The sequence below is a fragment of the Embleya sp. NPDC127516 genome (genome assembly GCF_044765325.1).
Lineage (GTDB): Bacteria > Actinomycetota > Actinomycetes > Streptomycetales > Streptomycetaceae > Embleya.
Map to the genome: position 1 here is coordinate 1 of NZ_JBIWJT010000032.1, position 26,554 is coordinate 26,554.

Genomic DNA, 26,554 nt, shown 5'->3' on the forward strand with positions numbered 1-26,554 from the left:
AGCACGTTGATCAACTCGCTGCAGTGGCACGACAAGCAGTGGGGCCTGGAGACCATGTGCGTCGGCGGCGGCATGGGCATGGCGATGGTGCTCGAGCGCCTGAGCTGACCCGGCACGCCGGTCGCGGCCGTCGCGCCCGGCACGTCCGACGCATGCCGTGCGGCCCGTCCGGGACACCCCGGGCGGGCCATGCGGCGCCGTCACCCACTCGGAGCAGCCCAAGGTCCCCTCGGGTAGGGATGTCACGCTCTGGCGACAACCGGCCGGCAGCGCGACCCTGGAAGGGAAGCTGTTCCTCGGGCCGGCCAAGGGTTGCGGATCTTGTCATGTCGAACGCCTACATCGTCCCCGTCCTGATCACCGCCGCGTGCGCCGTCGCGGTGACCACCCTCGTGCGCCGACTGTGCCGGCGACACCGCGCCCGCGCGGCCGCGGAGATCTGGGACCAGGCGTTCGTCGACCATCTCTTCCGCAGCCGGGACGCCGAACGACCACCGCTGACCGTCCCCGGGCCCGGGCGCGACGAGTTCGCGGACGAGAGCGCGTACCGCGACCCACCGGCCGACGACACGAGCGGTCGGCGCCCGCATCCGTCGGAAAACCTGACCCCGCTGCTGCCCACCCACCTCACCGGCGGCTACCTGACCGGCCTGATCGCCGGCGCCACCCCGATCACCCGCGTGCGCACCGGCTCGCCCGGCGGCTCCGGCGGCTTGGACGTGCTCGACTTCGCCGACGGCAGTTCGCTGGTGGTGATGCCCGGCGACCCGGAGGCGGCCTCGCTGATCGACGTCGCGCTCTCGCTCGGTCTACCGGTACGCCTGCTCGGCACCTGCGAGGTCGGCGGCGGCTGGGCACTGACCTTCGGCCTGGACGAGGACACCACGTACGCACTGGCCGACCGCCTGTACGTACGGCCGCCGGCGTAACGGGACCGCCCCCGCCGCGCACGGCCCGCACATCGCACCAACCGCACCCGCGCCCGCCCCGCCCGCTCAGATCGCCGCCGACAACTCCCGAACCATCTCCCGCGCCCGACGCACCACGTCGGCGGCCGTCGTGGCCTCACCGTCCTGCAGGACCAGCGTGTGCTCCTCGGCCAACAGCCCCAGCGCCGAGGCCAGATCGCCGGAGGTGACCGCCACCTGGTCGCCGACCGCGAACACCCCCAGATCCGGAACCTCGCGCAGCGGCTCGCCCTCGACCGCGGCCGCCAGGTCGGCCAGGCACTGGGCCAAGGCGAGCGCCGCGCCGGCTCGGGTCGGCGAGGTCTCCTGACGGGCGGTCAGCGGCGCCTTCAACCGGGCCTCGGACAGGTGCCGCAGCCGGTCGGCGACCGCACCGGACTCCTTCACGAACGGGGCCACGTCAACCGTGAGGGAAGCGGACGGTTTCCCGACCGGCGGGATGGGGATGCGGGACGACATAACCGGAGCGTACCCAGTGCGCACACCGCGTGCGGGTCGGCTTCGACCGCTTGCCAACCGTTCGCCCGTCATGCACGCTCGGGTAACGGAACGCTCACCGGAGGCGCTTATGTCCTTGCACTTCTCCGAAGAGACCCACCGGAACCTCGTGGCCCGGGTGCCCGCCTGCACCGGCCGCGAACTCCCCGACTGGTTCCGGGAAATCGAGGCCGGTCCGGCCTTCTCCCGGTTCGAGGACCGGGTCTCCTGGCTCCAGGGCGAACACAACCTCGGACACGGGCACGCCCTCGCCATCGTCCGCGAGCACGACCGTCGCCGGCACGCGCCGGGCGGGGTCAGCTGATCCCCCGCCCCGAAGCCGCCCCAACGCCGATCCGCCGTCGAAGACCCCTGCCACGCTGACCGCTTCCACCTCCGCACACACGCATTCGCACACGCGAAAGTGGCGGTGCCCCCCGTCGGGGCACCGCCACTGCGCACTTCGGGATCACTCCGCACGTCGGTCCGTCATGAGGGCGTCACGGGACCGTCATGCGACGCCGCGTCAGTCCCGCAGGATCGACAACAGGCGCAGGACCTCCAGGTAGATCCACACGAGGGTCACGGTCAGGCCGAACGCGGCCCGCCAGGCCTCCTTCTCCGGAACGCCCTGAGCGGCCAACTGCTCGATCTCGTTGAAGTCGAGCGAGAGGAAGAAGGCGCCGATGAGGATGCCGAGGATGCCCATCACGATGCCGAGCGGACCGCTGCGCAGGCCGAGGCCGTCGCCGCCGGCGATCAACATCGCGAACAGGTTGACGAAGGTGAGGAGTACGAAGCCGATCGCGATCGCCATGCCGATCCGCGCGTAGCGGCTCGTCACCTTGATCCAACCGGACTTGTACGCGACCAGCACACCGACGAACACCGAGGCCGTGCCGAGCACCGCCTGGATCACGATGCCGCTGTACTGCTCCTCGAACGCGTGGCTGATCGCACCCAGGAACACACCTTCGAGCGCGGCGTAGGCCAGCACCAGGGCCGGGCTGATCTCCCGCTTGAAGGTCACGACCATCGCGACGACGAACGCCGCGAGCGCGGCGCCGACCGCCCAGCCGAAGTTCTCGAACGGCAGGAAGGCCCACGACAGCGCACCGGTGACGACGACCGTCAGCAACGTCATCGCGGTACGCGCGACCACGTCGTCGATGGTCATCCGGCCGGTCTGGAGCGGACCGGCGGACTGCGCCCGGTACATCTCCTGAAGCTGCTCGGGGGTCATCGGCTGTACCGGCGGCTGCTGCGGCCCACCGTACGGGGCGCCCTGCGGCCCGGGCTGCGGCGCTCCGTAACCGGCCTGCTCCTGCCGGCCGGTCTCGAACGCCCCCCGCCGCGTGAGCACCGGGTTGCTGCTCCTCATGTCATCTCCTCCATGCCCCCGGGGTGGGGGTCCTGGCTTTAGAGAGTAATCCCCGAGTAAAGCGCTCGGGGCTTCCATCCTTCCCTTTCAACGTCCCCGGACACGCGATTTGTGCCCGTGGTCACTGTCCGGTCATAAAAAGTCGGATGGAATCCATCGCGAAGCCGATCGCTGTCACCACGGGAACACCCTGCGCTGTTCGCGAGTGAGGGTGGCCCGCGGGCCCGGAAATATGCCCGGTCGGTGGTCCAGACCACCGAGGCCCGCCGCCGCCGATCCGCGGCCGTACGGCATTCTTGCAGGTCAGCGGCATTTTCGAGTTGTCCCCGGAGCGGGACTCGAACCCGCACGGCCTTGCGGCCAAGGAGGTTTAAGCTCCTCGTGTCTGCGTTCCACCATCCGGGGGCGATGCTGAGCGTAGCGGCCCCGGCGCACCGGGTTGGCCTCTTGGATTCGGAGCCCCCTCGGACCCGTTCCGCGGGCCTGTTCGATCGCGGAGAGCGACCGGGGGCGACCCGTCCGGATGCCGTACGGATGGTGCCGAATGAGCGGTTTGGGGCGGCTGAGCAGGGGAGTTCCGCATTCGCCCGGTGCACCTGGGTAGGACCACGGGGTCGAGGGCCGGCCGATGCGGGCCCGATCAGGACCGCAACGAAAGAGGCCCGATGTGACCGCCACCGAACCCATCGCGGGAGTCGGGGCCCACGGCGAACTCGCCGCCGTCGCCACCGGCATCAGCAAGATCTACGGCACGGGCGAGACACGAGTGCTCGCGCTCGACGACGTCTCGGTCGGGTTCCGGCGCGCGGAGTACACCGCGATCATGGGCCCCTCCGGGTCGGGCAAGTCCACGCTGATGCACTGCATGGCGGGCCTGGACTCGATCTCGACCGGCTCGGTCCGGCTGGGCGACGTGGAGTTGTCCTCACTCGACGACAAGAAGCTGACCCGGCTGCGGCGGGAGAAGGTCGGCTTCGTCTTCCAGGCGTTCAACCTGCTCCCGACGCTGACCGCGTTGGAGAACATCACGCTGCCCATGGACATCGCGGGTGTGAAACCGGACCAGGAGTGGTTGGACCATGTGATCGAGACGGTCGACCTGCGCGACCGGCTGAAGCACCGTCCGAGCGAACTGTCCGGCGGTCAGCAGCAACGTGTCGCGTGTGCGCGGGCCCTGGCGAGCAGACCGGAGATCATCTTCGCCGACGAACCGACGGGCAACCTGGACTCCCGCTCGGGCGCCGAGGTCCTGGGCTTCCTGCGCGCCTCGGTACGCGAGAGCGGCCAAACCATCGTCATGGTCACCCACGACCCGAACGCCGCCTCCTACGCGGACCGAGTCCTCTTCCTGGCCGACGGCCGAATCGTCGACGAAATGCTCGATCCCACCTCGGACCTGGTCCTCGAACGCATGAAACGCTTCGACGCCACCCGCACCGCGTAACCCCACCCGGCCGGTCGCAAAGCCCCCGGCCCAGTCCGCACACTTCCCCGGCCGGCCCGGCCCACGAAGCCCCCTCGGTCCCGTCCGCAAAGCCCCTCGGTCCGGTTCGCAACCCCCTTCGGCCCGTCCGGCGTTTGAGGACAACCCACCCAGGCCCCCGAAGCGCAGCCCGGTCCGCAAACCCCCCAGCCCGCCCGGCGCTTGAGGGCAGACGCGAAAGGACCCGGTACGCACGTGGCGTACCGGGCCCATCCCGCAGAACGTGGGCAACTACCCCTTGACCGCGGGCTCGACCCGCGGCACCGGCGGGAGTGCCGCCTCCGCGAACTCGTCCCGCGGGTGCTCCATCGCCCCGAGCGAGACGATCTCGCGCCGGAAGAACGCGGACAGCGTCCAGTCGGCGAACACCCGGAACTTACGGTTGAACGTCGGCACCATCGCACCGTGGTACGTGCGGTGGAACAGCCACGCCGGCAGCCCCTTGAGCTTGAACTTGCCGAACATCACCGCGACGCCCTTGTGCAGACCGAGGCCGGCCACCGCACCGAGGTTCTTGTGCTTGTAGTCGCTCGGCGGGAACCCACGCATCACCGAGACGACGTTGTCGCCCAGGACGCGCGCCTGCCGTACCGCGTGCTGCGCGTTCGGCGGGCACCAGGCACCCTCACCCGCGGCCAGGTCCGGAACCTGCGCGTTGTCGCCGGCGGCGAACACGTTGTCCATGCCGACCACCTGGAGGGTGGTGCGGGTGTCCACGTGGCCGCGCGGGCCGAGCGGCAGACCGTACTCGGACAGCACCGGGTTCGGCTTGACGCCCGCGGTCCACAGGATCGTGGAGGCGTCGAACTCGACGTCGTTGGAGAGCACGCAGTGCTTGTCGACGCAGGACTTGAGCGACGTCTCCAGGTGGAACTCGATGTCCCGGGCCTTGAGGCGCTCCAGCGTCCAGGCGCCGAGCTCCGGACCGACCTCGGGGAGGATGCGGTTGGCCGCCTCCACCATCACGAAGCGCATGTCCTCGCGCTTGAGGTTCTTGTAGTAGCGCACCGCGTCGCGCGCCATGTCCTCGACCTCGGCCAGCGCCTCGATGCCGGCGAAGCCGCCACCGACGAAGCAGAAGGTCAACGCCTTGCGGCGGATCTCCGCGTCGGTGGTGGAGTCGGCCAGGTCGAGCTGCCCGAGCACGTGGTTGCGCAGCGCGATGGCTTCTTCGATGGTCTTGAGACCGATACCGTTCTCGGCCAGGCCGGGAATCGGGAAGGTCCGCGATATCGAGCCGAGCGCGATGACGATGTAGTCGAAGCCGAGCTCGTAGGACTCGCCCGCGAGCGGCTCGACGAGCGCGACCTTGCGGTCGTGGTCGACGGAGGTGACCCGGCCGTTGACGATCTCGGCCTTGGGCAGGACACGGCGCAGCGGCACCACGACATGGCGCGGTGAGATGCTGCCGGCGGCCGCTTCCGGGAGGAAGGGCTGGTAGGTCATGTACGACCGCGGGTCGACGACCGTGACGGTCGCTTCGCCGTAACGCATCTTCTTGAGGATGCGCTGCGCGGCGTACAGACCAACGTAGCCGCCGCCGACGATAAGGATGCGAGGGCGATCCGTGTTGCTCATGTTTGGAAGTATCCACCGATCGAACGCGCCGGTGCTTCGAGGCCGCGCGCAGTACCGAACGGGCCGTCTGGTACCCTTCGTCCTTTTGCTTGTGCATTTGTGCACGGTGTGCGGTCGAGGAAGATCCACTCGACCATAATCGGCCGGCTTGTCCGCCGACTCGGTCCCGATGACCTGCGTCGATCCTGCCCGAGGTACCCCGGGACGGCGCAATGTGATCTCCACCTCGAACCGCCGGCGACCACCGTCTTCGAAGGCGACGGCGGCGTCCGACCGACCCGTCACGAGGAAAACGGCCCCACATGGCCAAGTTTTGCCTCCGGGGGCATGTGAAGGGATTCACAAACTTTTCCCCGAGTCCGAACGATGGACACGGCTCCTTGGTTCCGCCATCGACCCGGCAAACGATCCCGCGCGCACCTGGCGGACCACATCAATCGCGCCGAACACGGCACCACGACGGTGATCACCCGAAACGGGACTCCGGTGGCCGCGCTGGTACCGATCGCGGATTTCGAGGCGCTGGAGGCAGCCACCGACGAAATGCTGGCGCGTGAGGCCGAGGCGGTCTTGGCCGAAGGCGGTCCGACCGTGACGATGGCCGAGTTGCTGGCGGATCTGTTCGCCGAGCACAGCGAAGACACGGCATGAAGTACGCCTTCCGTTTCACCACCGCCGCGCAACGCCAACTGCGAGCGATCGACCGACCCGCGGCCATGCGAATCCTGGCCGCGCTGACCGCGCTGGGCGACGACCCCTATCGCGAGGACGCTGACATCAAGAAGCTCACCGGACCGTCCGGCCTGTATCGGCTTCGGGTAGGCAACTACCGGATCGCCTACGAGGTGCGCGACGGTGAACTCGTCGTCCTCGCGGTCAAGGTCGGCGACCGCCGCGCTGTGTACCGGAATCTCTGACCTACCACTCGGGGTCTTCCGCCACCGACCAGGCGATGCCGTCCAGGATGTCGTGTTCGCTGACGACGACCTCGGTCAGACCGGTGCGTTCCATGATCGTGCGCAGGACCAGTGCGCCCGCGCCGATCACGTCCACGCGGCCCGGGTGCAGGACCGGGATCGCCGCGCGTTCGGCGTGTGTGGCGGCCAGCAGCCGGGTGGTCACCGCGCGGACCTGATCGAGGGTCAGCCGGGCGTGGTGGATGGCGGTGGAGTCGTACTCGGGCAGGTCCAGCGCGATGCCGGCGACCGTGGTGACCGAGCCGGCCAGGCCGACCAGCGTGCGGGCGCGGTCCATCGGGACCACCGCCGCGGCCTGCGCTGTCGCGGCCTCGATGTCGGCGATGGCGGCGGCGATCTGGGCCCGAGTCGGCGGGTCCTCACGCAGGTGCCGCTCGGTCATCCGGACGCAGCCGATGTCCACCGAGCGCGCCGCCTCGGGCCGGTCGGTGCCCAGCACGAACTCGGTGGACCCGCCGCCGATGTCGACCACCAGGTACGGCGTCTCGACCGCGCCGGTGCCGGCCAGTTCGCGGGTGGCCCCGGTGAAGGACAGCGTGGCCTCCTCGTCGCCGGAGACCACCTCGGGCTCGACGCCCAGGATCTCCCGCACGCCGTCCCGGAACACGTCCCGGTTCTCCGCGTCGCGGCTCGCGCTGGTGGCCACGAAGCGCACCCGCTCGGCGCCGAGTTCGCCGATCGTCTTGGCGTAGTCGCGGCACGCGTCGAACGTGCGCTCCAGCGCCTCCGGAGCGAGCCTGCCGGTCCGGTCGACGCCCTGGCCGAGCCGGACGATCCGCATCCGCCGGTCCAGGTCGACCAGCGTCCCGGTGGCCGGGTCCAGGTCGGCGACCAGCAGGCGGATCGAGTTGGTGCCGCAGTCGATCGCGGCGACGCGTCGGGTCATCGGGTCTCGTCCTCCGTGGCTGCGGCCTCGGCCTCGGCGGCCTCTGTCGCCTCGTCCGGCTTGTCCACACACACGCACGGGCCCTTGGCCCACCAGTCCGGCAGCGCGTCCAACGTCTCGTCGCCGAGCGGGTTCACCCCGCGTCCGGCGGCCAGCGCGTGGCCGGCCAGGACGTGCAGGCACTTGACCCGATCCGGCATGCCCCCGGCGGACGGGAAGCCCTCCAGCACCTCGATCGCGTCCCGGCGCGCGATGTAGTCCTCGTGCGCGGCGGCGTATCGAGCCGCGAGGTCCTCGTCCTCGGCCAGGCGCGCGCTCATCTCGCGCATGACGTTGTTCGCCTCGAGCGTGCCGATCGCGGACGCCGCCCGCGGGCAGGTCAGGTAGTACAGCGTCGGGAACGGCGAGCCGTCCTCCAGGCGTGGAGCGGTCTCCACGACGTCCGGAAGCCCGCACGGGCACCGGTGTGCGACGCCGCGCAGACCACGCGGGGTACGGCCGAGCTGCGCCTTGACGGCGTCGATGTCCTGCTGATCCATGTAGGAGAGTATTTCCTGTTTCGCTGAGTGCTTCGGACCGACGTTCGATCCGCGTGCCGCGCCGTACCGGTCCCGCTCGGGTTCGAGCCGGCCGCTCGCCGGTGCCACCGGACAAGGATCGCCGTTCTCGGCGCCCGGTACTAGCCGATCGACGCGGCGGGCGTCGGAGTGGGCGAGGGCGCCGCGCTCGGCGTCGGCGCGCCGGCCCGGTCCGCGTCGCGCGTGGAGTCCCACAGGCTGCGATACCAGGGCGGCGAACCGGCCTGGGCGGGCGTGGGCGGCGCCGGGTTGCCCGGCTCGCCCGGCTGCGGCACCACCAGGTAGGCGGTATCGCCCGGGTAGACGAAGTGCAGCCGCTCGCGCGCCTGTTGCCGTACGTACGCCGGGTCGTTCCAGCGTTCCAGGTCGGACCGCATGCGTTCGGTCTCGGCCTGCTGCCTGCGGGTGCTCTCGCGCAGGTCGTCCACCTCGGCCCGTTGGTCCAGGTACTGGCGCAACGGGTAGACCAGCGCGACGGCCAGGCTCAGCACCACCAGGGTCAGCACGATCCACTTGCCGCCCCCGCGCCGGCGCAGCCGACCCAGGCTCGCCGCCGCGGACGAGTCCTTGATGGACTCGACCGCGGCGACGACCTTCGGTTTGGCCGGTGCCGCCGGACGGCCACCGCGTGCCTGACGCGGCGGCGCGACGGCCCGGGACGCGCGGGCTGCCCCGCTCGGGGCGGCCGTCCTGCGACCGTCCTCGCGCTGCTCGCTCACGCGTCCTCCCGCCGTTGTCCCGATGCGGTGCCGGCGGTGTTCCGCTCGACCCGGTGTCAGCCGTCGAAGCGCGGGAACGCGCCGCGGCCGGCGTACTCCGCCGCGTCGTCGAGGATCTCCTCGATGCGCAGCAACTGGTTGTACTTGGCCACCCGGTCGGAGCGCGCCGGGGCGCCGGTCTTGATCTGGCCGCAGTCCGTGGCCACCGCGAGGTCCGCGATCGTGGTGTCCTCGGTCTCGCCGGACCGGTGACTCATCATGCACCGGTAACCGTTGCGGTGGGCGAGCGACACGGCGTCGAGGGTCTCGGTCAGCGTGCCGATCTGGTTGACCTTCACCAGAAGCGCGTTGCCCGCCTTCTCCTCGATGCCGCGCGCCAGGCGCTCCGGGTTGGTCACGAACAGGTCGTCGCCGACGAGCTGGACCTTGTCGCCGAGCTGCGCGGTGAGCGCGACCCAGCCCTCCCAGTCGCTCTCGTCCAGCGGGTCCTCGATCGACACCAGCGGGTACGCCGCGACCAACTCGGCGTAGTAGGCCGACATCTCGGCGGAGGTCTTCTTGGCGCCCTCGAACACGTACGCGCCGTCGGTGTGGAACTCGGACGCGGCCACGTCGAGCGCGAGCGCGATGTCGGTGCCCGGGGTGTAGCCGGCCATCTCGATCGCCTCGACGATCAGGTCGAGCGCGGCGCGGTTGCTCTCCAGGTTCGGCGCGAAGCCGCCCTCGTCGCCGATGCTGGTGACCAGGCCGCGGGCCTTGAGCACGGACTTGAGGCAGTGGTAGACCTCGGTGCCCCAGCGCACCGCCTCGGCGAAGGTCTCCGCGCCGATCGGCGCGATCATGAACTCCTGGATGTCGACGTTGGTGTCGGCGTGCGCACCACCGTTGAGGATGTTCATCATCGGCACCGGGAGCACGTGCGCGTTCGGGCCGCCGAGGTAGCGGAACAGCGGCAGATTCACCGATTCGGCGGCGGCGTGCGCGACGGCGAGCGAGACGCCCAGGATCGCGTTGGCGCCGAGCTCGGCCTTGTTCTCGGTCCCGTCCAGGTCGATCATCGCCTGGTCGATCAGCCGCTGGTCGTCCGCCTCGGTGCCGGCGATCTCCTCGTAGATGCGCTCGTTGACCGCGTCGACGGCCTTCTGCACACCCTTGCCGCCGTAGCGGCTCTCGTCGCCGTCACGCAGTTCGACGGCCTCGAAGGCGCCGGTGGAAGCGCCGGACGGCACGGCGGCACGGCCCGAGCTGCCGTCGTCGAGGACGACCTCGACCTCCACCGTGGGGTTCCCTCGGGAGTCCAGGATCTCCCGGGCGTGGATGACGTCGATGGACGGCACGAGTTTCTCCTTGATCAAGGGGCACGCTGGTCTGCCGGGCCAGCCTAGTAGCAGCCCGCCGTCGGATTCGCCCGGGAAGAGGTGGCTGTGGGCGACTGTCGGGTGACGGGAACGTGAACGGATTGACCGGGGCGGCCCCCGGTCGACGGGCACGGCACCCACGACCGCGCCGAGCGGCGGGGTACATCGGCGCCGCACGCGGGTGGCCCGTACGCCGACGATCGGGAGTTCGATCGCGTCCGACGGCCCGGCCGGGCCCGGTACGGCGGGCCGATCCGGCGTGCGGGTCGCCGCGACGGACCTGACGGGCGAGGCCGCGGCGCGACCCGCGTCGCGCGGGTTCGGGCGGCTCGATCGGGGGCGGACCCGGGGAACTTCTGGTTTGCTTGGGGGCGTTCGCGTCGATCACCTGCCCGGAAGGCCCTTGTACTGCTGTGGAGTTGCTGGCGATCGGCTTTGTGGCGGTGGCGGGCGGGGCGGTGCTCGCACGAGCCGCACGGGTCGTGCGGATGCGTGAACTGGCGGCCTGGCGGCGGTGGTTGCCGTTGGCGCTGGCGTTGATCGGGGTCGCGACGAGTTTGCTTCGGGCCGAGGATGTCGTGCTCGTCGCCGCGTTGATCGCGTTGCCGTGCTACGTGGCCTCGGTGTTGTTCGCGCAGGCGGAGATCCACCGCGAGGCCGACGAGGCGCTGCACGGCTGACCCGGGGTCACGATCGCCGCGCGCGCTGGTGCGGCGGACTCACGAACCCGGGCCCCGGCCCAGGCCGAAGACCCGCCAGCGCTTCGGGGTGACCACGCCCAGGCTCGTACCCTCGCGGGACAGCGGGCGGCGCTGTTGTGCCAGGCCCTCATCGCCCAGGATGTGCCGCATCGCGAACTCCCAGCGCTCCTGCGCCCACTCGTCCTCGCGCATGGCGACCTCGCCCCACACGATGACGTGCGCGATGTCGCCGTCCCGCGCCATCGACAGACAGACCCGCGGATCGTGTTCCAGGTTGGCCTTCTTGGTGCGGCCGGTGAGGCTGAGGTAGAGGTACTCGTCGTCGTACGCGAGCATCACGGGTGTCACGTGCGGCTCCCCCGTCGGGGTCACCGTGCCCACGTGCACCCAGTGCTCCGGATCGCCGAGCATCGCGTCCAGAGCCGCCCTCAGTTCGGGGTCGATCATCGGAGGATCCGCCTTTCGCAGCACAGGGGCCTCGTGGCCACCGTACTGCGCCCTCCGCCCCACCGGTCACGGGATCGGCGTCCATCAGGTGTACGAGCGTCGTCCGGATCGTGACGAGGGCCGCCCCGATCCCGACGAGCATCGTGCGGATCGTCTAGAAGTCGTCCGGGTACGGCGCCGACAACACCTCGGTCCCGGCCGGCTCCGGCGTGACGTAGCCCGGCAGCAGCTCGCTCAGCAGCGCGCGCACCGCCTTCGTGTCGTTGACCGCCGCCGCGTCGTACAGCTCCGGCAACCGGACCACCGCGTCCAGCGCCTGGCCCGGCGGCACCGTCGCCTGGATCCGGCGGTGTTCGGTGGGCAGGCGCTCCTCGGTGGCCGAGAACAGCGCCTCGTTGAGTTTCTCGCCCGGACGCAGGCCGGTGAAGCGGATCGGCACGTTGGGCAGATTCACCTGTTCGGCGAACTTGTGCACCAGGTCCACGATCCGTACCGGCTCGCCCATGTCCAGGACGAAGATCTCCCCGCCCTGGGCCATCCGACCCGCCTCCAGGACCAGTCCCACGGCCTCCTCGATGGTCATGAAGAACCGGGTGACGTCCGGGTGCGTGACGGTGACCGGGCCGCCCGCGCGCAGTTGCTCGGCCAGTACGGACAACAAAGAGCCCCGGCTGCCCAGCACGTTGCCGAAACGCACGCCCGCGAACACCCCGGGCGCCTGCGTGTTGGCCTGCACGATCAGTTCGGCGAGCCGCTTGGTCGCGCCGAGCACCGAGACCGGGTCGGCCGCCTTGTCCGTGGAGATCAGCACGAACCGCTCGACCCCCACGTCGAGCGCGGCCCGGACCAGGTTCTCCGTGCCCAGCACATTGGACTTGACCGCCTCGCACGGATGCCGCTCCAACAGCGGCAGGTGCTTGTGCGCGGCGGCGTGGAAGACCACCTCCGGCTTGAGATCATGAAAGAGCTGCTCGATCCGCGGCCGATCCCGGATGTCCGCGATCACCAGCGTCTCGTCGTCGAGCAACGCCTCGCCCCACACGTCGAGTTGGAGGCGGTGCAGGTTGGACTCGTCGTGGTCGAGCATGTACATCCGGCTCGGCCCGAAGCCGTACACCTGCCGGCACAACTCGCTGCCGATCGAGCCGCCCGCGCCGGTGATCAGTACCCGGCGGCCCGCGATCACCTCGCGCACGGACGCCGAGACCACATGCAGTTCCTGCCGACCGATCAGTCGGTTGACGTCGAGCATGCGCATGTCGCTGCCGACCACGTCGCGCCGCAACGCGACCAGGAAGGACGGCAGATACCGCACCGCGGCGCCGATCGCGGCGGCCCCGGCGGCCACCTTGCGAAACTCCTCGTGCGGAAGCCCCGGGATGGCCAGCACGACCACCTCGATGCCGTGCTCCAGTGCCACGTCGGTCAGGGTGGCCAGGCCGCCCAGGACCGGAAGTAGATGTTGTGGATTGTCCGCGTCGGCGACGCGTACCCCGTCCTTGTCGGGGTCGTCGTCGAGAAATCCGATCGGACGCAACCCGAAATCGGGTGTCCGCAACAGATCCCGCGCCAATGCGCTGCCCGCCGACCCGGCCCCCACGACCAGGGTCCGCAGACCCGCTCCCGAAATATCCGTCGCTGCCGAACTCCGACCCATCAAGCCCCCCTTGGTCAGGTGCAGCGTGATCGGCATCGGATCGTGCACCGACCACATGCGGCACCGACACGCCGGTGCGGATGGACGTCCCTCCCCATCGCACCACGCCCCACCCCGGCGGTCGTACGCGACTGCCCCAATTGCCCCCACGACCCCGGTGGCCCCACAGTCGCGACGTCACTTGCGGCCCAGGCGCATCGGGTGGACCAACAACCGCGCAGGCAACCACCGGCACTCGGGATTCAGCGTACGGCCCACCCTCGGCCCCCGTCGCGGTTTTGCCCAAACGCCCGCAACTTCGCCTTTTCCGTGTGCGCGAAGCATCACCCCGTGATCATCGGGGTGTTCCCTGCTCGTTTCCGTGCCGTCGTCCCGCCATGCCCGACCACGGCCGACACCGAGGCCGACACGTGTCGCGTCGGCCGGCCGCCCCCCGAGGCGCCCGGCCGCCGGCGTTACTCCGTCTCCTCCGCCAGCTCCAGCCAGCGCATCTCCAACTCGTCGCGCTCGTCCCGGATCGCGCGCAGTTCGGCGTCCAGCGCGGAGACCTTGTCGAAGTCGGTGGCGTGCTCGGCCAAGCCGTCGTGCACCTTCTTCTCCCGGTCGGCCAGCTTGGTCAACTGCCGCTCCACCCGCTGGAGTTCCTTCTTCGCCGCACGGGTGTCACCGGAACCGCGCCGGGTCGGCGCGGCGGTCGCCCCGGCCTCGACCGCGTCCCTACGGCGCTTGAGGTATTCCTCGATGCCGCCCGGCAACATCCGCAGTGTGCGGTCCCCGAGCAGCGCGAGCACGGTGTCCGTGGTGCGCTCGATGAAGTACCGGTCGTGGCTGACGATCACCAGCGATCCCGGCCAGCCGTCCAGCAGGTCCTCCAACTGGGTCAGCGTCTCGATGTCCAGGTCGTTGGTCGGTTCGTCCATGAACAGCACGTTCGGCTCGTCCATCAACAACCGCAGCAGTTGCAGACGGCGGCGCTCGCCACCGGACAGGTCGGAGACCGGCGTCCACTGCTTCTCGCCGGTGAAGCCGAACTGCTCGCAGAGCTGACCGGCCGTCAGTTCCTTGCCCTTGCCGATCTCGACCCGCTCGCGGATCTGCGACACCGCCTCCAGCACCCGCAGCGTGGGCGGGAGTTCGGCGACCTCCTGGGAGAGGTAGGCGAGCTTGACGGTACGGCCGACCACGACCTTGCCGGCGGCCGGCTGCTTCTCCTGGTACGCCGCGTCCTTGAGCGCGCGCAGCAGCGAGGTCTTGCCCGCGCCGTTGACGCCGACCAGACCGATCCGGTCGCCCGGGCCCAGATTCCAGGTCAGGTGCTCCAGCAGCGTCTTGGGGCCCGCCTCGATCCGCACGTCGAGCAGTTCGAACACGGTCTTGCCCAGCCGCGCGTTGGCGAAGCCGCGCAGCGCCAGGGTGTCGCGCGGCGGCGGCTCGTCCGCGATCAGCTCGTTCGCCGCCTCGATCCGGAACTTGGGCTTGGAGGTGCGGGCCGGGGCACCGCGGCGCAGCCAGGCCAGCTCCTTGCGGACCAGGTTCTGCCGCTTGGTCTCCTCGGTGCTCGCGATCCGCGCGCGCTCGGCCCGGGCCAGCACGTACGCCGAGTAGCCGCCCTCGTAGTCGTGCACCTTGCCACCCTGCACGTCCCACGTACGGGTGCAGACCTCGTCCAGGAACCAGCGGTCGTGGGTGACCACGACGAGCGCGGAGCGCCGGGTCTTGAGGTGGCCGGCCAGCCACGCGATGCCCTCGACGTCGAGGTGGTTGGTCGGCTCGTCCAGGATGATCAGGTCGTGCTCTTCGATCAGCAGCTTCGCCAGCGCGATCCGGCGCCGCTCGCCGCCGGACAGCGGGCCGATCACCGAGTCGATGCCGCTCTCGAAGCCGGGCATGGCCAGCCCGCCGAACAGCCCGGTCAGCACGTCGCGGATGCGCGCGTCGCCCGCCCATTCGTGTTCGGGGCGGTCGCCGACGATCTCCTGGCGCACGGTCGCCGCCGGGTCGAGGTCGTCCTGCTGGCTCAGGATGCCCAGGCTGAGGCCGCCCACGTGGGTGACCCGGCCCGAATCGACCGGCTCCCGCTGGGCCATCACCCGGATCAGCGTGGTCTTGCCGTCCCCGTTGCGGCCCACGACCCCGATCCGGTCGCCTTCGGCGACGCCGAGGGACACCTCGTCGAGCAGGGTGCGCATGACATACGCCTTGCCGACTGACTCAAGATTGACCAGGTTCGCCATCAGACCGAACCGCCATACCGCAACGCTCGCATTCGACCAACTCTAACGGTCCGAACTACACGGTGTTCTCGCGCTCCACCGGAACGACCCGACGCGGCAACACCCGGGCCCCGGGCACCGCGCCGAAGGCGACCCGCGCGGCCCGGCAGGTGCCCGATCCGGTGAGCCGCTCGGCCACCACGTGCGCGGTCTCCCGGTCCGGCGCCAGGAACGCGCACGTCGGTCCGGACCCGGACACCAGCGAGCCGACCGCGCCCGCGGCCATGCCCGCGCGCAGCGTCGCGGCCAACGCGGGCCGCAACGACAGCGCAGCCGGTTGCAGGTCGTTGACCAGGTTCGCGCCCAACGCGTGCGCGTCGCCGGCCCGCAGCGCGGCGATCAGTTCCTCGCGCGGCGCGGGCCGCCCGACCGCCTCGCCCGCCACCTCGCGCAACCGGTCGCACTCGCCGTACACGGCCGGCGTCGACAGGCCGCCGTCGGCCAGCGCGAACACCCAGTGGAAACGCGCCGTGGTCGGCACCGAGGCCAACCGCTCGCCCCGCCCGGTGCCGATCGCGGTGCCGCCCAGGTCGGAGAACGGCACGTCGCTGCCCAACTCCGCGCCGAGCCGGCGCAGCATCTCGCGAGGCGTGTCGCCGCGCCAGAGCGTGTCGCAGGCGAGCAGCGTCGCCGCCGCGTCCGCGCTGCCGCCGGCCATGCCGCCGGCGACCGGAATGCCCTTGCGGATGTGGATGCGCACGTTCGGCTCGCGCCCGAGCCGGTCGGCGAGCAGGATCGCCGCGCGCGCGGCCAGGTTGCTGTGGTCCAGCGGGACCTCGGCGATGCCCTCGCCCTCGCAGGCCAGGCTCAGCCGGTCCGCGGGCGTGACGGTGACCTCGTCGTACAACGACACGGCGTGGAAGACGCTGACCAGCTCGTGGAAGCCGTCCGGCCGCACCCCACCGACCGCGAGTTGCAGGTTGACCTTCGCGGGAACACTGACGGTGACGGAAGACACGGCTCGTGGAACTCCTTCGTGGCCCTGTCGGGCCTCTTCGGACGGGGGCCGTGCGAACTCCTCGGCACCGTCGCCGATGGTATCGACGGCGGCACCGCGTCCTCAGGCGCGGGGCTCGTTCGGGTCGGCGTCGGCCGGCACGACCGGCTCCCCCGCATCGCCCGGCACACCCGGCGAGGCCGACCCGGGGCGGTGCTCGGCGATCCGGGCGAACGCCTCGACACCCAGCGCCTCGCCGCGTGTCCGCGGGTCGATTCCGGCCGCGCGCAGTGCCTGCTCGGCGCCGGCGGCGGAACCGGCCCAGCCCGCCAGCGCGGCCCGCAGCGTCTTGCGCCGCTGCGCGAACGCGGCGTCGATCACCGCGAACACCTCCTGACGGGTCGCCGTGGTCTTCGGCGGCTCGCGGCGCACGAACGACACCAGGCCCGAGTCGACGTTGGGCGCCGGCCAGAACACGTTGCGCCCGATCGCGCCCGCGCGCTTGACGTCGGCGTACCACGCGGCCTTGACCGAGGGCACGCCGTACACCTTGCCGCCGGGCGTCGCGGCCAGCCGGTCGGCGACCTCGGACTGCACCATCACCAGCAGCCGCTCCAGCGACGGGAAGGTCTGCAACATGTGCAGCAGCACCGGCACGGACACGTTGTAGGGCAGGTTCGCCACCAGCGCGGTGGGCGCCGGCCCCGGCAGCTCGGTCACCGTCATCGCGTCCGCGTGCACGAGCGCGAAGTCGGCCGCGCGTTCGGGCATCCGGGCCTCGATGGTGGTCGGCAGGTGCCGGGCGAGCACCGGGTCGATCTCGACCGCGACCACCCGCGCGGCGCTCTCCAGGAGCGCCAGCGTCAACGAGCCGAGTCCGGGGCCGATCTCGACCACGACGTCCTCGGCGCGCACGCCGGCGGTGCGCACGATGCGCCGCACCGTGTTGGCGTCGATCACGAAGTTCTGGCCGAGCTGCTTGGTCGGGCGTACACCCAGGGCCTCGGCCAGCGCACGGATGTCCGCGGCACCGAGCAGTCCCGGTCCCGCGGGAAGATCACTCACGAGTAGAGCCTACTGCCGCACAGCGGCCACGGACTCGACCCCCGTTGGACGAACATGAGCTTTGCCCGATATGTCTGCTCCGAGGCCGGTGCCTGACTTGCCACCCCGGTGCCGCCCATCGACTGCCAGGTCTGCGCGTCGAACTGGTAGAGCCCGTGATAGGTCCCGGACGCGTCCACCACGTTCGCCCGGCCACCCGACTCGCACTGCGCGAGCGCGCCCCAGTTGAGCTGGTCGGCCCCGGCCACCGAGTTCGGCATCTCCTTGGTGCCGACCTTGACGATCTGGGTCACCGGCTCCTTGACCACCTTCTCGGAGATCTTGCGCGGCTCCTGCTTGACGCCGTTGATCGTCTCGTACGAGTAGGTGATCTGGCGCAGCCCGACCACGCCCTTGGTGGCGACCTCCTCGGTCCCCTTGTACTGGGTCGGGTCGTCCTGCTTGGTGGTCTTGAACGGGATCTTCTCGTCCTTGGTCACGGTGGCACCGGTGACCCGCAGGATCGAGATGGTCTGCCCCTGCTGGGGATACGCGTCGGTCGGCGTGTCCACCCGGTCCTGTGGCCCTATCGAGATCCCGGCCTGTTCCAGGGCGGCCTGCACGGTCGGCGCGTTGGTCCGCAGCGGCACGGTCTTTCCGTCGACCAGGAAGGTGATCGCCCGCTCGGTGCGCACGTCCAGGTTGAGCCCTTGGCGGCCGATCGGCAGGTCGCGGGACACCGACAGGTAGGCGCCGTCCGCGCGCACGCCGACCTGCTCCAGCGCCTCGGACACCGACTTCGCGGTCACCCAGACCTGCTGGGGCCGCCCGTCGACGGTCAGCGTCAGCAGCCGGCCGTAGCGCACCGCGACGCGGTCGCCGTCCTCGATGCCCGCATTGCGCCCCGGCGCGACGATGTCGTGCTCGCCGACCTTGATCTCCTGGCGCCCGAGCAGCCCGGAGACGTCGGAGGCGAACGTGTGCACGGTGCGTTCCTCGCCGTCCACGACGAGGGTGACCGTCTTGTCGTAGGAGACGAAGGCTGTGGTTCCGCCGACCAGGACGGCGACCACGAGGGCCTGCGGAACGAGAGTGCGCAGAGAGGGTCCGGGGCGGCTGCCGCCCCGACCCGCCCGGGCGGTGTTGCGCCTGCGGGCGGAGCCGGCGGAACGACTCAACGGTGCTCCTGGGGGATTCCGAAGGGGCTGGTCCGGGGGTGTGCTGCGGCCGGTGTGGTCCGAGCCGGGCCGCGGTCGGGGCCGACGACGGCCGGGCCGATGTTCCGCCCGACGAGCATCGGACTGTACACCGGCGCGGGCACACCGCCGCCCGCCACCCGGTCGTCCGGGTGACGGGCGGTGCGGCCGAGGCAACTACGCGGGTGCGAAGGTGCGTTCGGCGTTGGCCGCGAGCGCGGTCGCCAACTCGTCCTCGGTCAGGCCCTTGACCTCGGCCATCGCGCGCACGGTGATCGGCACCAGGTAGGGCGCGTTCGGTCGGCCGCGGTAGGGCACCGGGGTCAGGAACGGCGCGTCCGTCTCGACCAGGATCAGGTCCGTCGGCGCGACCACGAGCGCGTCCCGCAACGGCTGTGCGCTGGGATAGGTCACGTTGCCCGCGAAGGACATCACGTAGCCCAGTTCGGCGCACGTCCTCGCCATCTCCGCGTCACCCGAGAAGCAGTGGAAGACCACCCGTTCCGGTGCGCCCTCCTCGGCCAGGATGCGCAACACGTCCGCGTGCGCCTCGCGGTCGTGGATCACCAGCGGCTTGCGGTGCCGCTTGGCGATCTCGATGTGCCGGCGGAACGACTCCTGCTGGCCGGCCACGCCCTCGTCGCCGGTGCGGAAGTAGTCCAGGCCGGTCTCGCCGATCCCGCGCACGTGCGGCAACGCGGCCAGTCGGTCGATCTCGGCGAGTGCCGCGTCCAGGGCGGCGGCGCCGCCCGGACCGCGGCGCTGCCCGGACCACCCGTCCGGGTCGCCGAGCACGATCCGCGGTGCCTCGTTGGGGTGCAGCGCGACAGTCGCGTGCACCCGCTCGTGCGCGGCGGCCGTCTCGGCCGCCCACACCGACGAGGGCACGTCGATGCCCACCTGGACCAGCGTGTCCACCCCGACCTCGGCGGCGGCCGACAACGCGTCGGCGACCTTCGCCTCCTGCAGGTCCAGGTGCGTGTGGGCATCCCACACGGGCACCGAGAGCGGCTCGGGCGCGGGCGGCGGGGTGGTGTCCCGGGGCCCGCCGTCCCGGCGCTTGCGCTTGCTCAAGGGTCAGGAGTCCTTTTTCTCTTCGAGACGCGGGAACAGGATCGCGCCCTTGGTGATCGTCGCGCCCGCGGGCAACTGCCCCCAGCGGCCCGAGTCCTGCACGTGCTGCTTGTCCAGCGCGCCCAGGTGCGCCTCGGCGCCGAGCGAGTCCCACAACTTCTGCGCGGTCTCCGGCATCACCGGGTTGAGCAGCACGGCGAGCGCGCGCAACGACTCGGCCGAGGTGTACAGGATGGTGGCCAGTCGGGCCCGGCCCTCGGGGCTGTCGTCCTTGGCCACCTTCCACGGCTCCTGCTCCGTGATGTAGCCGTTGACCAGCTTCACGTAGCCGAACACCGCGTCCAGACCGGCCTGGAAGTCCAGCGCGCGGACCCGGTCGTCGGCGACCGACACGGCCTCGATCAGCGCACTGTGCAGCGTGCCCTCGGCGTCCCCGTCCGCGGTGGAGGCGGGCAGCTCGCCGTCGAAGTACTTGCCGACCATGGCCGCCACGCGCGAGGCCAGGTTGCCGAAGTCGTTGGCCAGTTCGGAGGTGTACCGCGCGGAGAAGTCCTCCCACGAGAACGACCCGTCCTGGCCGAACTGGATCGCCCGCAGGAAGTAGTAGCGGTAGGCGTCCACGCCGAAGTGGTCGGTGAGCTGCCGCGGCGAGATGCCGGTCAGGTTCGACTTGCTCATCTTCTCGCCGCCGACCATCAGCCAGCCGTTGGCGAACACCCGGCCGGGCACCGGCAGACTGTTGGCCATCAGCATCGCGGGCCAGATCACCGCGTGGAAGCGCAGGATGTCCTTGCCGACCAGGTGCACGTCCGCCGGGAAGGTGCCCTCGAACTTCGCCTGGTCCGCACCGTAGCCGACCGCCGTGGCGTAGTTGAGCAGCGCGTCGATCCACACGTAGATGACGTGCTTGGGGTCCCACGGGACCGGGATGCCCCAGTCGAACGTGGAGCGCGAGATGGACAGGTCCTGCAGGCCCTGCCGGACGAACTGGAGGACCTCGTTGCGGGCCGAGGCCGGCTGGATGAAGTCCGGGTTGGCCTCGTAGAACTCGAGCAGCCGAGGACCGTACTCGGAGAGCTTGAAGAAGTAGTTCTCCTCCTTGAGCATCTCCACCGGACGCTTGTGGATCGGGCACAACTTCTGCCCGTCCTCGCCGTCGAGCAGGTCGCCGGGCGCCTTGTACTCCTCGCAGGCCACGCAGTACGGGCCCTCGTAACCGCCCTTGTAGATCTCGCCCTTGTCGTACAGGTCCTGGACGAACTCCTGGACCCGGTCGGTGTGCCGCTTCTCGGTGGTGCGAATGAAGTCGTCGTTGGCGATCTCCAAGTGCTCCCAGAGGGGCTTCCACGCCTCCGTGACCAGCTTGTCGCACCACTCCTGGGGAGTGACGCCGTTCGCCTCGGCCGTACGCATGATCTTCTGACCGTGCTCGTCCGTGCCGGTGAGGAACCACACCTTCTCGCCGCGCTGGCGGTGCCAACGGGTGAGCACGTCGCCTGCGACGGTCGTATAGGCGTGGCCCAGGTGCGGGGCGTCATTTACGTAGTAAATGGGCGTTGTGACATAGAACGCCTTCTCGCGCTCGCCCGCAGTGTGTTCAGTGGTTCCAGTGGCCGCCATACCCGGAATCCTACGGCCGACGCGACGGCGCCCGCCCCCGAGTATCCGTGGGAGCGGGCACCGGCGGGCCCGCGGCCCGGATGGGGCTCAGGCGGAGCGGTGCAGGGACGGCAGGTGCCACCGGGAGGCCCCGCGCGCGGCGGGCACCTTGGCCGGCTTGTCGGCCTTCACGGCCGCGACCGGCTCGACCGGCTTCGCGGACTCGACCACGGCCCGGGATCCGGTGACCGACGCCACCCGGCCCGCCGGGAGTATCCGCAGGCGGGTGCCGTCGCAGTGCTCGCAGGCGGGCTTGGTGAACGGGGACGGGACCAGCGCCCCCATCGAGTAGTACCGGCACAGTCGCATTCCGTGCAGATCGGTCACGTGGTGGATCTCGTAGTCGCGCTCCCATCCGCGACCGCAGGACATGCAGACGAAGGCATAGGACTCGTGCACCACCGTCGGGTTCTCCATGACGACCTCCTCGCGCGGGCGAGCCCACCGACTCGTTCAGGGGCTTCCCGTGACCGGTATCCATGGAATGCCCGCGAGGCGCCTTCCGTATCGGTACATACGGTTCCTTGACGTCGGCCAACACGGAATATGGAGAACCCGAGAAACTCATCACCCAATCGAGTGCTGTGCCGTACCTGCCCGTTGCACGCGCTTGACCGACCCGGCCGCGGCCGGAGCGGGCCGTGCGGGCACGCCGCGTCGCGGATGTCGGACGCGGCACACCGGAGGGTCGCGGTCCGTCGTCGAGGCGTCGCCGAGGGTCGCGATCCGTCGTCGACCGGTCCTTTCGGGTGTCACGCCTTCTTGGCCGCGACCACCGCGTCGAAGACCACCCGCTTGGGCACGCCGACCTCGGCCGCCACCGCCGCGATCGCCTCCTTGCGCGGTTGTCCGGCGGCCTCGCGTCCGGCCACCCGCTCGACCAGCTCGGCCGGGCCGATCTTCGAGGGGTCGGCGGGCGGCGCGCCGGCGACCACGACGGTGATCTCGCCGCGCACCCCCGGCTTCGCCCACTCGGCGAGTTCGGCCAGGGTGTCCCGGCGGACCTCCTCGTAGGTCTTGGTGAGCTCGCGACACACCGCGCCGCGACGGTCGGCGCCCAGCGCCTCGGCCATCGCCGCGAGCGACTCGGCGAGCCGGTGCGGCGCCTCGAAGAACACCATCGTGCGCGGCTCCGCGGCCAACTCGGCCAACCGCCGGGCCCGCTCGCCCGCCTTGCGCGGCAGGAATCCCTCGAAGCAGAACCGGTCCACCGGCAGTCCGGACAGCGCGAGCGCGGTGAGCACCGCGGAGGGCCCCGGTACGGCGGTCACCTTGATGTCCTCGGCCACCGCGGCCTCGACCAGCCGGTAGCCCGGATCGGACACCGACGGCATCCCGGCATCGGTGACCAACAACACCCGCTTGCCCTCGCGCAGCGCCTGGACCAGCTCCGGGGTGCGCGCCGCCTCGTTGCCCTCGAAGTAGGACACCACCCGCCCGGGCACCTCCACGCCGAGCGCGCCGGCCAATCTGCGCAGCCTGCGCGTGTCCTCGGCGGCCACCACCGAGGCCGCGCCGAGTTCGACGGCGAGCCGCGCGGGCGCGTCGCTCACGTCACCGATGGGGGTGCCGGCCAGTACGAGTACGCCGCCCTGAGGACTGTGCTGTTCGTGTTCCACTCGGCCATCCTCCCCTTTCGCGCGCCCCGGTTCGCCCGCGCGTCAATACGATGCTCGGGTGACGAGTGACGTGGCTACCGATCAGCCGACCCGAAAGCACCCCCCAAAGGGGGATGCGGAGTCCCCCGGCAGCACCGGGGCCGCACGTCCCGAGCCGCGCGGGTGGGCCTGGTCACTGGCTCGATTCGGATACCGGGACCGGCCGCCGACCTCGCTGCGCGAGCGGCTCGTGCCCTCGTACACCGACAACAGCGCGTACACCGGCGGCGGCTGGTTGCCCTGCATCCTGGTGACCCTGTTGGCCGGCTTCATCCGGTTCTGGAACCTGGGCAGGCCCAGGGCGGTGATATTCGACGAGACGTACTACGCCAAGGACGGCTGGTCGCTGCTCAAGCTCGGCTACGAGGGCACCTGGCCCAAGGAGGCCAACGAACAGATCCTGGCCGGACAACACGACGTCCTGCAGACACAGGGCTCGTACATCGTGCACCCGCCGATCGGGAAGTGGACGATCGCGCTGGGCGAGCAACTCTTCGGACTCACCCCGTTCGGATGGCGGTTCGCACTCGCCGTGCTCGGCACGCTGTCGGTGCTGATGTTGTGCCGGATCGGCCGCCGCCTGTTCCGCTCCACACTCCTGGGCTGCGTCGCCGGACTGCTGATGTCCCTCGACGGACTGCACTTCGTGATGAGCCGCACCTCACTGCTCGACCTGGTCCTGATGTTCTGGATCCTGGCCGCGTTCGGCTGCCTGCTCATCGACCGCGACGACACCAGGGCGATCGCCGCCCGACTCTTCGAAACCGGCCCGGACGCCGCACGCGCCGCCACGACGAAATTCGGCCTGCGCCCCTGGCGGATCATGGCCGGCATCTGCCTCGGCCTGGCCTGCGGCACCAAATGGAGCGGCATCTACGTCCTCGCCGCCTTCGGCGTCATGACCGTGCTGTGGGACGCCGGCACCCGCCGGGCCTGCGGCGCCCGCCGCCCCTACCGCGCCGCACTGCGCCACGACGTGCTCTTCGCGTTCCTGTCCACCGTGCTGGTCGCGCTGATGATCTACATCTGGTCCTGGACCGGCTGGCTGATGACCGACGACGGCTACTTCCGGGACTGGGCCGACCACCGGGCCGGGCTCTCCCCCGGCTCCCTCGACCTCAAGCTCTTCTCCGTCCCGCTGCCGCAATTCGGGATGACGTGGGTGCCGGCGCCGTTGCGCAGCCTGTGGCACTACCACTCGGAGATGTGGAACTTCCATACCGGCCTGGACAGCCCGCACCCGTATCAATCCAACCCGTGGAGCTGGCTGGTCCTGGGCCGACCGGTCGCCTACTACTTCGAGACCGTGCACCGGGGCACGGCCGGCTGCACCGAGCAGGACTGCTACCAGACCGTGCTGGGCATCGGCACGCCGCTGCTGTGGTGGACCGGCGTGATCGCGGTCGGCTACCTGCTCTTCCGCTGGGCCGGCCGCCGGGACTGGCGCGCGGGCGCGATCCTGTGCGGACTCGCCGCCGCGTACCTGCCGTGGATGGCGTACCAGCAGCGCACCATCTTCCTGTTCTACGCCGTCGCGTTCGTCCCGTTCCTGTGCCTGGCGGTGACCATGATGCTCGGCGCGCTGCTCGGCCCACCCGGGGCCGGCGAACGGCGACGGGCCTGGGGTACGGCGGGCGTGGTCGCGATCATCGCGCTGATCGCGTGGAACTTCCTGTACTTCTATCCGATCTTCACCGGTGAGACGATCTCGCGCAGCGGGTGGCTGGACCGTATGTGGTTCAGCACCTGGATCTAGCGTGTCGGCGTCCTGGGCGAAGTCGTCGTCGCCGTCGTCGAAGCCGTTGCCCATGCTGTTGTCGACCCCGAGAGAGGCTGCGCCGGTGTCCGTCGCGCGGGAGCAGGACATACGCAGGCGGGCCATCGACGCGACCCGCGACCTGGCCGCGGCGGGCGGCTACGACAGCGTGCAGATGCGCGACGTGGTCCGCCTGTCCCGGCTCTCCTCGGCGACCATCTACCGGCACTTCTCCTCGAAGGACCACCTGCTCGCGGCAACCCACCTGGAGTGGATCGCCGCACTGGAACGCAGCGACGCGGCCCGGCCGGACGGCACCGACGCCGCCGAGCGAGTGTGCGCGATCCTGCACAACACGTGCCGGACGATGGCCCGCCACCCTCGGCTCACCGCCGCGCTGATCCACGCGCTCGGGTCGTCCGACCCCGGCGTGGGCGACTGTCATCGCGAGATCAACCGGATCATGAACGACATGTTCCGCACCGCGCTGGGCGACGAGATCACCGGCGCCGACGAGTTCGTCCACCTACTCGGCATCGCCTGGGAAGGCGCCCTCTTCAGCTGGGCCTTCGGCCGCATGACGATGGACGACGTCGAACGCACGGTAACCCGCTCCGCCCGCCTCCTCCTCCTGGGCACAGCAGCGGAACCGACCCCATAAACCAAGTCCCGCCGAACACCCGAGGACCAGCCTCCCGCAACCCCACCAGCCCGTCCGGCACTTGAGCACAACCCACCCAGCCGGTCCGGCGCTTGAGGACAACCCGGCACAGGCTGACCATCCAGCCCGTCCGGCGCTTGAGGACCCGCCGGGCCCTACGAGGCTTGACGACTCACGGGTGCGCCAACGGGCGGGATCGCGGCGACATGATCCAGCGGCGCCAACTCCGGCCGCTTCGCGGTGATGTGATCCCCGGACGACTGTCCGCGCAGCCGCCGCCCGATCCACGGCACCAGGTGCTCCCGCGCCCAGTGCACGTTCTCCAGCCGCGCCGCGCCGGCCGTGACCGCGACGGCCTCCGCCGGCCATGGCGCGTCCGGGTCACCCTCGACGGCCAACCCGAGCGCCCGGCCGACCTTGAGCGCCACCCGGTCGTGCCCCTCGGGCGACAGGTGCAGCCGGTCCTCGCTCCAGGCACGCCGATCGTGCAGCGACGTGAGCCCCCACATGTCCGCGACGGGGCAGTCGTACCGATCCGCGACCACCCGCAACAGCTCGTTGTACGTGGCCACCTTGCCGCGGATCAGCTTGAGCACCGGCACCCAGCGCGTGTCGAACCCGGTGAAAACCACGACCCGAGCGCCCGTCGCCGTCAACGCGGCGACCGCCTGCTCGTACTCGGCGGCCAGCTTGTCCGGATCGCTCCCGGGCCGCAGCACGTCGTTGCCACCCGCGCACAACGTCACCAGATCGGGTTGTGCCGCGATGGCCAACGGCACCTGCTCCTCGACGATCTGATGCAGCAGCTTCCCGCGCACGGCCAGATTCGCGTACCGAAGGCCCGGCCGCTCCGTCGAAAGCCGAGCCGCGAACCGATCGGCCCACCCGAGGTAGTTCCCGTCGGGCCCGGGATCGCCGACACCTTCGGTGAAGCTGTCGCCGATTGCCACATAAGAGTCGATTCCGGACAGGTTCCCGTGTGGATTCAATAGCTCGGCCATGTCACCCGATGTTGGCATCGCTCACCTCGCCTACGCGACCGTAATAACCACCCGAACACATTCCGCTACACGCGGCAGCGCCCCC

27 protein-coding genes and 1 tRNA gene are annotated in these 26,554 nt (G+C 70.6%); 9 read left to right on the forward strand and 19 right to left on the reverse strand.

What is annotated here, in order from left to right; genetic code table 11:
* A partial coding sequence (locus ACIRL2_RS40620) for a hypothetical protein (RefSeq protein ID WP_402237517.1) occupies positions 1–108 on the forward strand: 108 nt, incomplete at its 5' end.
* A 218-nt stretch (positions 109–326) separates the two neighbouring features.
* Positions 327–929: a hypothetical protein gene (locus tag ACIRL2_RS40625; protein ID WP_395864138.1), complete on the forward strand. Its 603-nt coding sequence runs from the start codon at positions 327–329 to the stop codon at positions 927–929.
* Positions 930–995: 66 nt separating this feature from the next.
* On the opposite strand, the gene ACIRL2_RS40630 is transcribed toward ACIRL2_RS40625, so the two are convergent.
* On the reverse strand, positions 996–1,367 hold the full coding sequence (locus ACIRL2_RS40630; protein ID WP_395864140.1) for a hypothetical protein: 372 nt from the start codon (positions 1,365–1,367) through the stop codon (positions 996–998).
* 169 nt (positions 1,368–1,536) lie between these two features.
* Here ACIRL2_RS40630 and ACIRL2_RS40635 point away from each other — a divergent pair, with 169 nt between their 5' ends.
* Positions 1,537–1,770 (forward strand): DUF4287 domain-containing protein, encoded by a 234-nt coding sequence (locus tag ACIRL2_RS40635; RefSeq protein WP_395864142.1) that lies wholly within the window; start codon positions 1,537–1,539, stop codon positions 1,768–1,770.
* A 201-nt stretch (positions 1,771–1,971) separates the two neighbouring features.
* Here the strand turns inward: ACIRL2_RS40635 and ACIRL2_RS40640 are convergent, their stop codons facing one another.
* Together ACIRL2_RS40640 and ACIRL2_RS40645 are read right to left on the reverse strand one after the other, a co-directional pair.
* Complete coding sequence (locus ACIRL2_RS40640) at positions 1,972–2,826, reverse strand: Bax inhibitor-1/YccA family protein (protein ID WP_395864144.1); 855 nt, start codon at positions 2,824–2,826, stop codon at positions 1,972–1,974.
* A 323-nt stretch (positions 2,827–3,149) separates the two neighbouring features.
* Positions 3,150–3,231 (reverse strand) — tRNA-Leu (locus ACIRL2_RS40645).
* Between the two features lie 262 nt (positions 3,232–3,493).
* On the opposite strand from ACIRL2_RS40645, the gene ACIRL2_RS40650 reads away from it, so the two are divergent.
* A complete protein-coding gene (locus ACIRL2_RS40650; protein WP_395864146.1) occupies positions 3,494–4,270 on the forward strand; it encodes an ABC transporter ATP-binding protein in 777 nt (258 codons plus the stop codon).
* Positions 4,271–4,540: 270 nt separating this feature from the next.
* Here the strand turns inward: ACIRL2_RS40650 and ACIRL2_RS40655 are convergent, their stop codons facing one another.
* On the reverse strand, positions 4,541–5,887 hold the full coding sequence (locus tag ACIRL2_RS40655) for an NAD(P)/FAD-dependent oxidoreductase (RefSeq protein ID WP_395864147.1): 1,347 nt from the start codon (positions 5,885–5,887) through the stop codon (positions 4,541–4,543).
* A 366-nt stretch (positions 5,888–6,253) separates the two neighbouring features.
* Here ACIRL2_RS40655 and ACIRL2_RS40660 point away from each other — a divergent pair, with 366 nt between their 5' ends.
* Both ACIRL2_RS40660 and ACIRL2_RS40665 read left to right on the forward strand, forming a co-directional pair.
* Complete coding sequence (locus tag ACIRL2_RS40660) at positions 6,254–6,538, forward strand: type II toxin-antitoxin system prevent-host-death family antitoxin (RefSeq protein ID WP_402239204.1); 285 nt, start codon at positions 6,254–6,256, stop codon at positions 6,536–6,538.
* Positions 6,535–6,804 carry a type II toxin-antitoxin system RelE/ParE family toxin gene (locus ACIRL2_RS40665; RefSeq protein ID WP_402239207.1) on the forward strand — a complete coding sequence of 90 codons (270 nt, stop codon included), beginning with the start codon at positions 6,535–6,537 and terminating at the stop codon, positions 6,802–6,804. The genes ACIRL2_RS40660 and ACIRL2_RS40665 overlap by 4 nt, the downstream gene beginning before the upstream one ends.
* Before the next feature lies 1 nt (position 6,805).
* Here the strand turns inward: ACIRL2_RS40665 and ACIRL2_RS40670 are convergent, their stop codons facing one another.
* The 4 genes from ACIRL2_RS40670 to eno form a co-directional block, all read right to left on the reverse strand.
* The gene (locus tag ACIRL2_RS40670) at positions 6,806–7,750 is read right to left on the reverse strand and encodes an exopolyphosphatase (protein WP_395864151.1); all 945 of its coding nucleotides are present in this window, start codon (positions 7,748–7,750) and stop codon (positions 6,806–6,808) included.
* Entirely contained in the window at positions 7,747–8,289 is a 543-nt protein-coding gene (locus tag ACIRL2_RS40675; protein WP_395864152.1) for a DUF501 domain-containing protein, read from the reverse strand. Before ACIRL2_RS40675 ends, ACIRL2_RS40670 begins: the two co-directional genes overlap by 4 nt.
* A 140-nt stretch (positions 8,290–8,429) precedes the next feature.
* On the reverse strand, positions 8,430–9,047 hold the full coding sequence (locus ACIRL2_RS40680; RefSeq protein ID WP_395864154.1) for a septum formation initiator family protein: 618 nt from the start codon (positions 9,045–9,047) through the stop codon (positions 8,430–8,432).
* A gap of 56 nt (positions 9,048–9,103) precedes the next feature.
* On the reverse strand, positions 9,104–10,384 hold the full coding sequence (gene eno / locus ACIRL2_RS40685; RefSeq protein ID WP_395864156.1) for a phosphopyruvate hydratase: 1,281 nt from the start codon (positions 10,382–10,384) through the stop codon (positions 9,104–9,106).
* Between the two features lie 434 nt (positions 10,385–10,818).
* Between eno and ACIRL2_RS40690 the strand changes: the two genes are divergently transcribed.
* Positions 10,819–11,085, forward strand: coding sequence for a hypothetical protein (locus ACIRL2_RS40690; RefSeq protein WP_402239210.1), 267 nt, complete (start codon positions 10,819–10,821; stop codon positions 11,083–11,085).
* 39 nt (positions 11,086–11,124) lie between these two features.
* Here the strand turns inward: ACIRL2_RS40690 and ACIRL2_RS40695 are convergent, their stop codons facing one another.
* The 10 genes from ACIRL2_RS40695 to rsmI all read right to left on the reverse strand — a co-directional run bounded on the left by ACIRL2_RS40695 (position 11,125) and on the right by rsmI (position 23,012).
* Positions 11,125–11,553, reverse strand: a complete 429-nt coding sequence (locus ACIRL2_RS40695; protein WP_395864160.1) for a pyridoxamine 5'-phosphate oxidase family protein — start codon at positions 11,551–11,553, stop codon at positions 11,125–11,127.
* A gap of 154 nt (positions 11,554–11,707) precedes the next feature.
* Complete coding sequence (locus tag ACIRL2_RS40700) at positions 11,708–13,267, reverse strand: polysaccharide biosynthesis protein (RefSeq protein ID WP_395864162.1); 1,560 nt, start codon at positions 13,265–13,267, stop codon at positions 11,708–11,710.
* A 398-nt stretch (positions 13,268–13,665) separates the two neighbouring features.
* Entirely contained in the window at positions 13,666–15,447 is a 1,782-nt protein-coding gene (locus ACIRL2_RS40705; RefSeq protein ID WP_395864713.1) for an ABC-F family ATP-binding cassette domain-containing protein, read from the reverse strand.
* Positions 15,448–15,499: 52 nt separating this feature from the next.
* A complete protein-coding gene (locus tag ACIRL2_RS40710) occupies positions 15,500–16,441 on the reverse strand; it encodes a 4-(cytidine 5'-diphospho)-2-C-methyl-D-erythritol kinase (protein ID WP_395864164.1) in 942 nt (313 codons plus the stop codon).
* A gap of 102 nt (positions 16,442–16,543) precedes the next feature.
* A complete protein-coding gene (gene rsmA / locus ACIRL2_RS40715) occupies positions 16,544–17,485 on the reverse strand; it encodes a 16S rRNA (adenine(1518)-N(6)/adenine(1519)-N(6))-dimethyltransferase RsmA (protein ID WP_395864166.1) in 942 nt (313 codons plus the stop codon).
* The gene (locus ACIRL2_RS40720) at positions 17,482–18,642 is read right to left on the reverse strand and encodes a ubiquitin-like domain-containing protein (RefSeq protein ID WP_395864168.1); all 1,161 of its coding nucleotides are present in this window, start codon (positions 18,640–18,642) and stop codon (positions 17,482–17,484) included. Before ACIRL2_RS40720 ends, rsmA begins: the two co-directional genes overlap by 4 nt.
* A 195-nt stretch (positions 18,643–18,837) precedes the next feature.
* Positions 18,838–19,734 carry a TatD family hydrolase gene (locus tag ACIRL2_RS40725; RefSeq protein ID WP_395864170.1) on the reverse strand — a complete coding sequence of 299 codons (897 nt, stop codon included), beginning with the start codon at positions 19,732–19,734 and terminating at the stop codon, positions 18,838–18,840.
* Positions 19,735–19,737: 3 nt separating this feature from the next.
* On the reverse strand, positions 19,738–21,354 hold the full coding sequence (gene metG / locus ACIRL2_RS40730) for a methionine--tRNA ligase (protein ID WP_402239214.1): 1,617 nt from the start codon (positions 21,352–21,354) through the stop codon (positions 19,738–19,740).
* An 87-nt stretch (positions 21,355–21,441) separates the two neighbouring features.
* Positions 21,442–21,810 (reverse strand): hypothetical protein, encoded by a 369-nt coding sequence (locus ACIRL2_RS40735; protein ID WP_402239216.1) that lies wholly within the window; start codon positions 21,808–21,810, stop codon positions 21,442–21,444.
* 335 nt (positions 21,811–22,145) lie between these two features.
* Entirely contained in the window at positions 22,146–23,012 is an 867-nt protein-coding gene (gene rsmI / locus ACIRL2_RS40740; protein ID WP_395864176.1) for a 16S rRNA (cytidine(1402)-2'-O)-methyltransferase, read from the reverse strand.
* 58 nt (positions 23,013–23,070) lie between these two features.
* Between rsmI and ACIRL2_RS40745 the strand changes: the two genes are divergently transcribed.
* Together ACIRL2_RS40745 and ACIRL2_RS40750 are read left to right on the forward strand one after the other, a co-directional pair.
* Complete coding sequence (locus ACIRL2_RS40745) at positions 23,071–24,807, forward strand: dolichyl-phosphate-mannose--protein mannosyltransferase (RefSeq protein WP_395864178.1); 1,737 nt, start codon at positions 23,071–23,073, stop codon at positions 24,805–24,807.
* Positions 24,808–24,892: 85 nt separating this feature from the next.
* A complete protein-coding gene (locus ACIRL2_RS40750; protein WP_395864180.1) occupies positions 24,893–25,468 on the forward strand; it encodes a TetR/AcrR family transcriptional regulator in 576 nt (191 codons plus the stop codon).
* A gap of 155 nt (positions 25,469–25,623) precedes the next feature.
* Here the strand turns inward: ACIRL2_RS40750 and ACIRL2_RS40755 are convergent, their stop codons facing one another.
* A complete protein-coding gene (locus tag ACIRL2_RS40755) occupies positions 25,624–26,469 on the reverse strand; it encodes an SGNH/GDSL hydrolase family protein (RefSeq protein ID WP_395864181.1) in 846 nt (281 codons plus the stop codon).
* Positions 26,470–26,554: the final 85 nt, after the last annotated feature.

What these genes read in the sequence shown, in the direction of transcription:
- ACIRL2_RS40670 (WP_395864151.1), bottom strand. Translation starts at nt 7,750, where the DNA reads ATGACCCGACGCGTCGCCGCGATCGACTGCGGCACCAACTCGATCCGC.
- ACIRL2_RS40665 (WP_402239207.1), top strand. Translation starts at nt 6,535, where the DNA reads ATGAAGTACGCCTTCCGTTTCACCACCGCCGCGCAACGCCAACTGCGA.
- metG (WP_402239214.1), bottom strand. Translation starts at nt 21,354, where the DNA reads ATGGCGGCCACTGGAACCACTGAACACACTGCGGGCGAGCGCGAGAAG.
- ACIRL2_RS40635 (WP_395864142.1), top strand. Translation starts at nt 1,537, where the DNA reads ATGTCCTTGCACTTCTCCGAAGAGACCCACCGGAACCTCGTGGCCCGG.
- ACIRL2_RS40695 (WP_395864160.1), bottom strand. Translation starts at nt 11,553, where the DNA reads ATGATCGACCCCGAACTGAGGGCGGCTCTGGACGCGATGCTCGGCGAT.
- ACIRL2_RS40640 (WP_395864144.1), bottom strand. Translation starts at nt 2,826, where the DNA reads ATGAGGAGCAGCAACCCGGTGCTCACGCGGCGGGGGGCGTTCGAGACC.
- ACIRL2_RS40625 (WP_395864138.1), top strand. Translation starts at nt 327, where the DNA reads ATGTCGAACGCCTACATCGTCCCCGTCCTGATCACCGCCGCGTGCGCC.
- ACIRL2_RS40675 (WP_395864152.1), bottom strand. Translation starts at nt 8,289, where the DNA reads ATGGATCAGCAGGACATCGACGCCGTCAAGGCGCAGCTCGGCCGTACC.
- ACIRL2_RS40655 (WP_395864147.1), bottom strand. Translation starts at nt 5,887, where the DNA reads ATGAGCAACACGGATCGCCCTCGCATCCTTATCGTCGGCGGCGGCTAC.
- ACIRL2_RS40700 (WP_395864162.1), bottom strand. Translation starts at nt 13,267, where the DNA reads ATGTGGTCGGTGCACGATCCGATGCCGATCACGCTGCACCTGACCAAG.
- ACIRL2_RS40755 (WP_395864181.1), bottom strand. Translation starts at nt 26,469, where the DNA reads ATGGCCGAGCTATTGAATCCACACGGGAACCTGTCCGGAATCGACTCT.
- ACIRL2_RS40735 (WP_402239216.1), bottom strand. Translation starts at nt 21,810, where the DNA reads ATGGAGAACCCGACGGTGGTGCACGAGTCCTATGCCTTCGTCTGCATG.
- ACIRL2_RS40660 (WP_402239204.1), top strand. Translation starts at nt 6,254, where the DNA reads ATGGACACGGCTCCTTGGTTCCGCCATCGACCCGGCAAACGATCCCGC.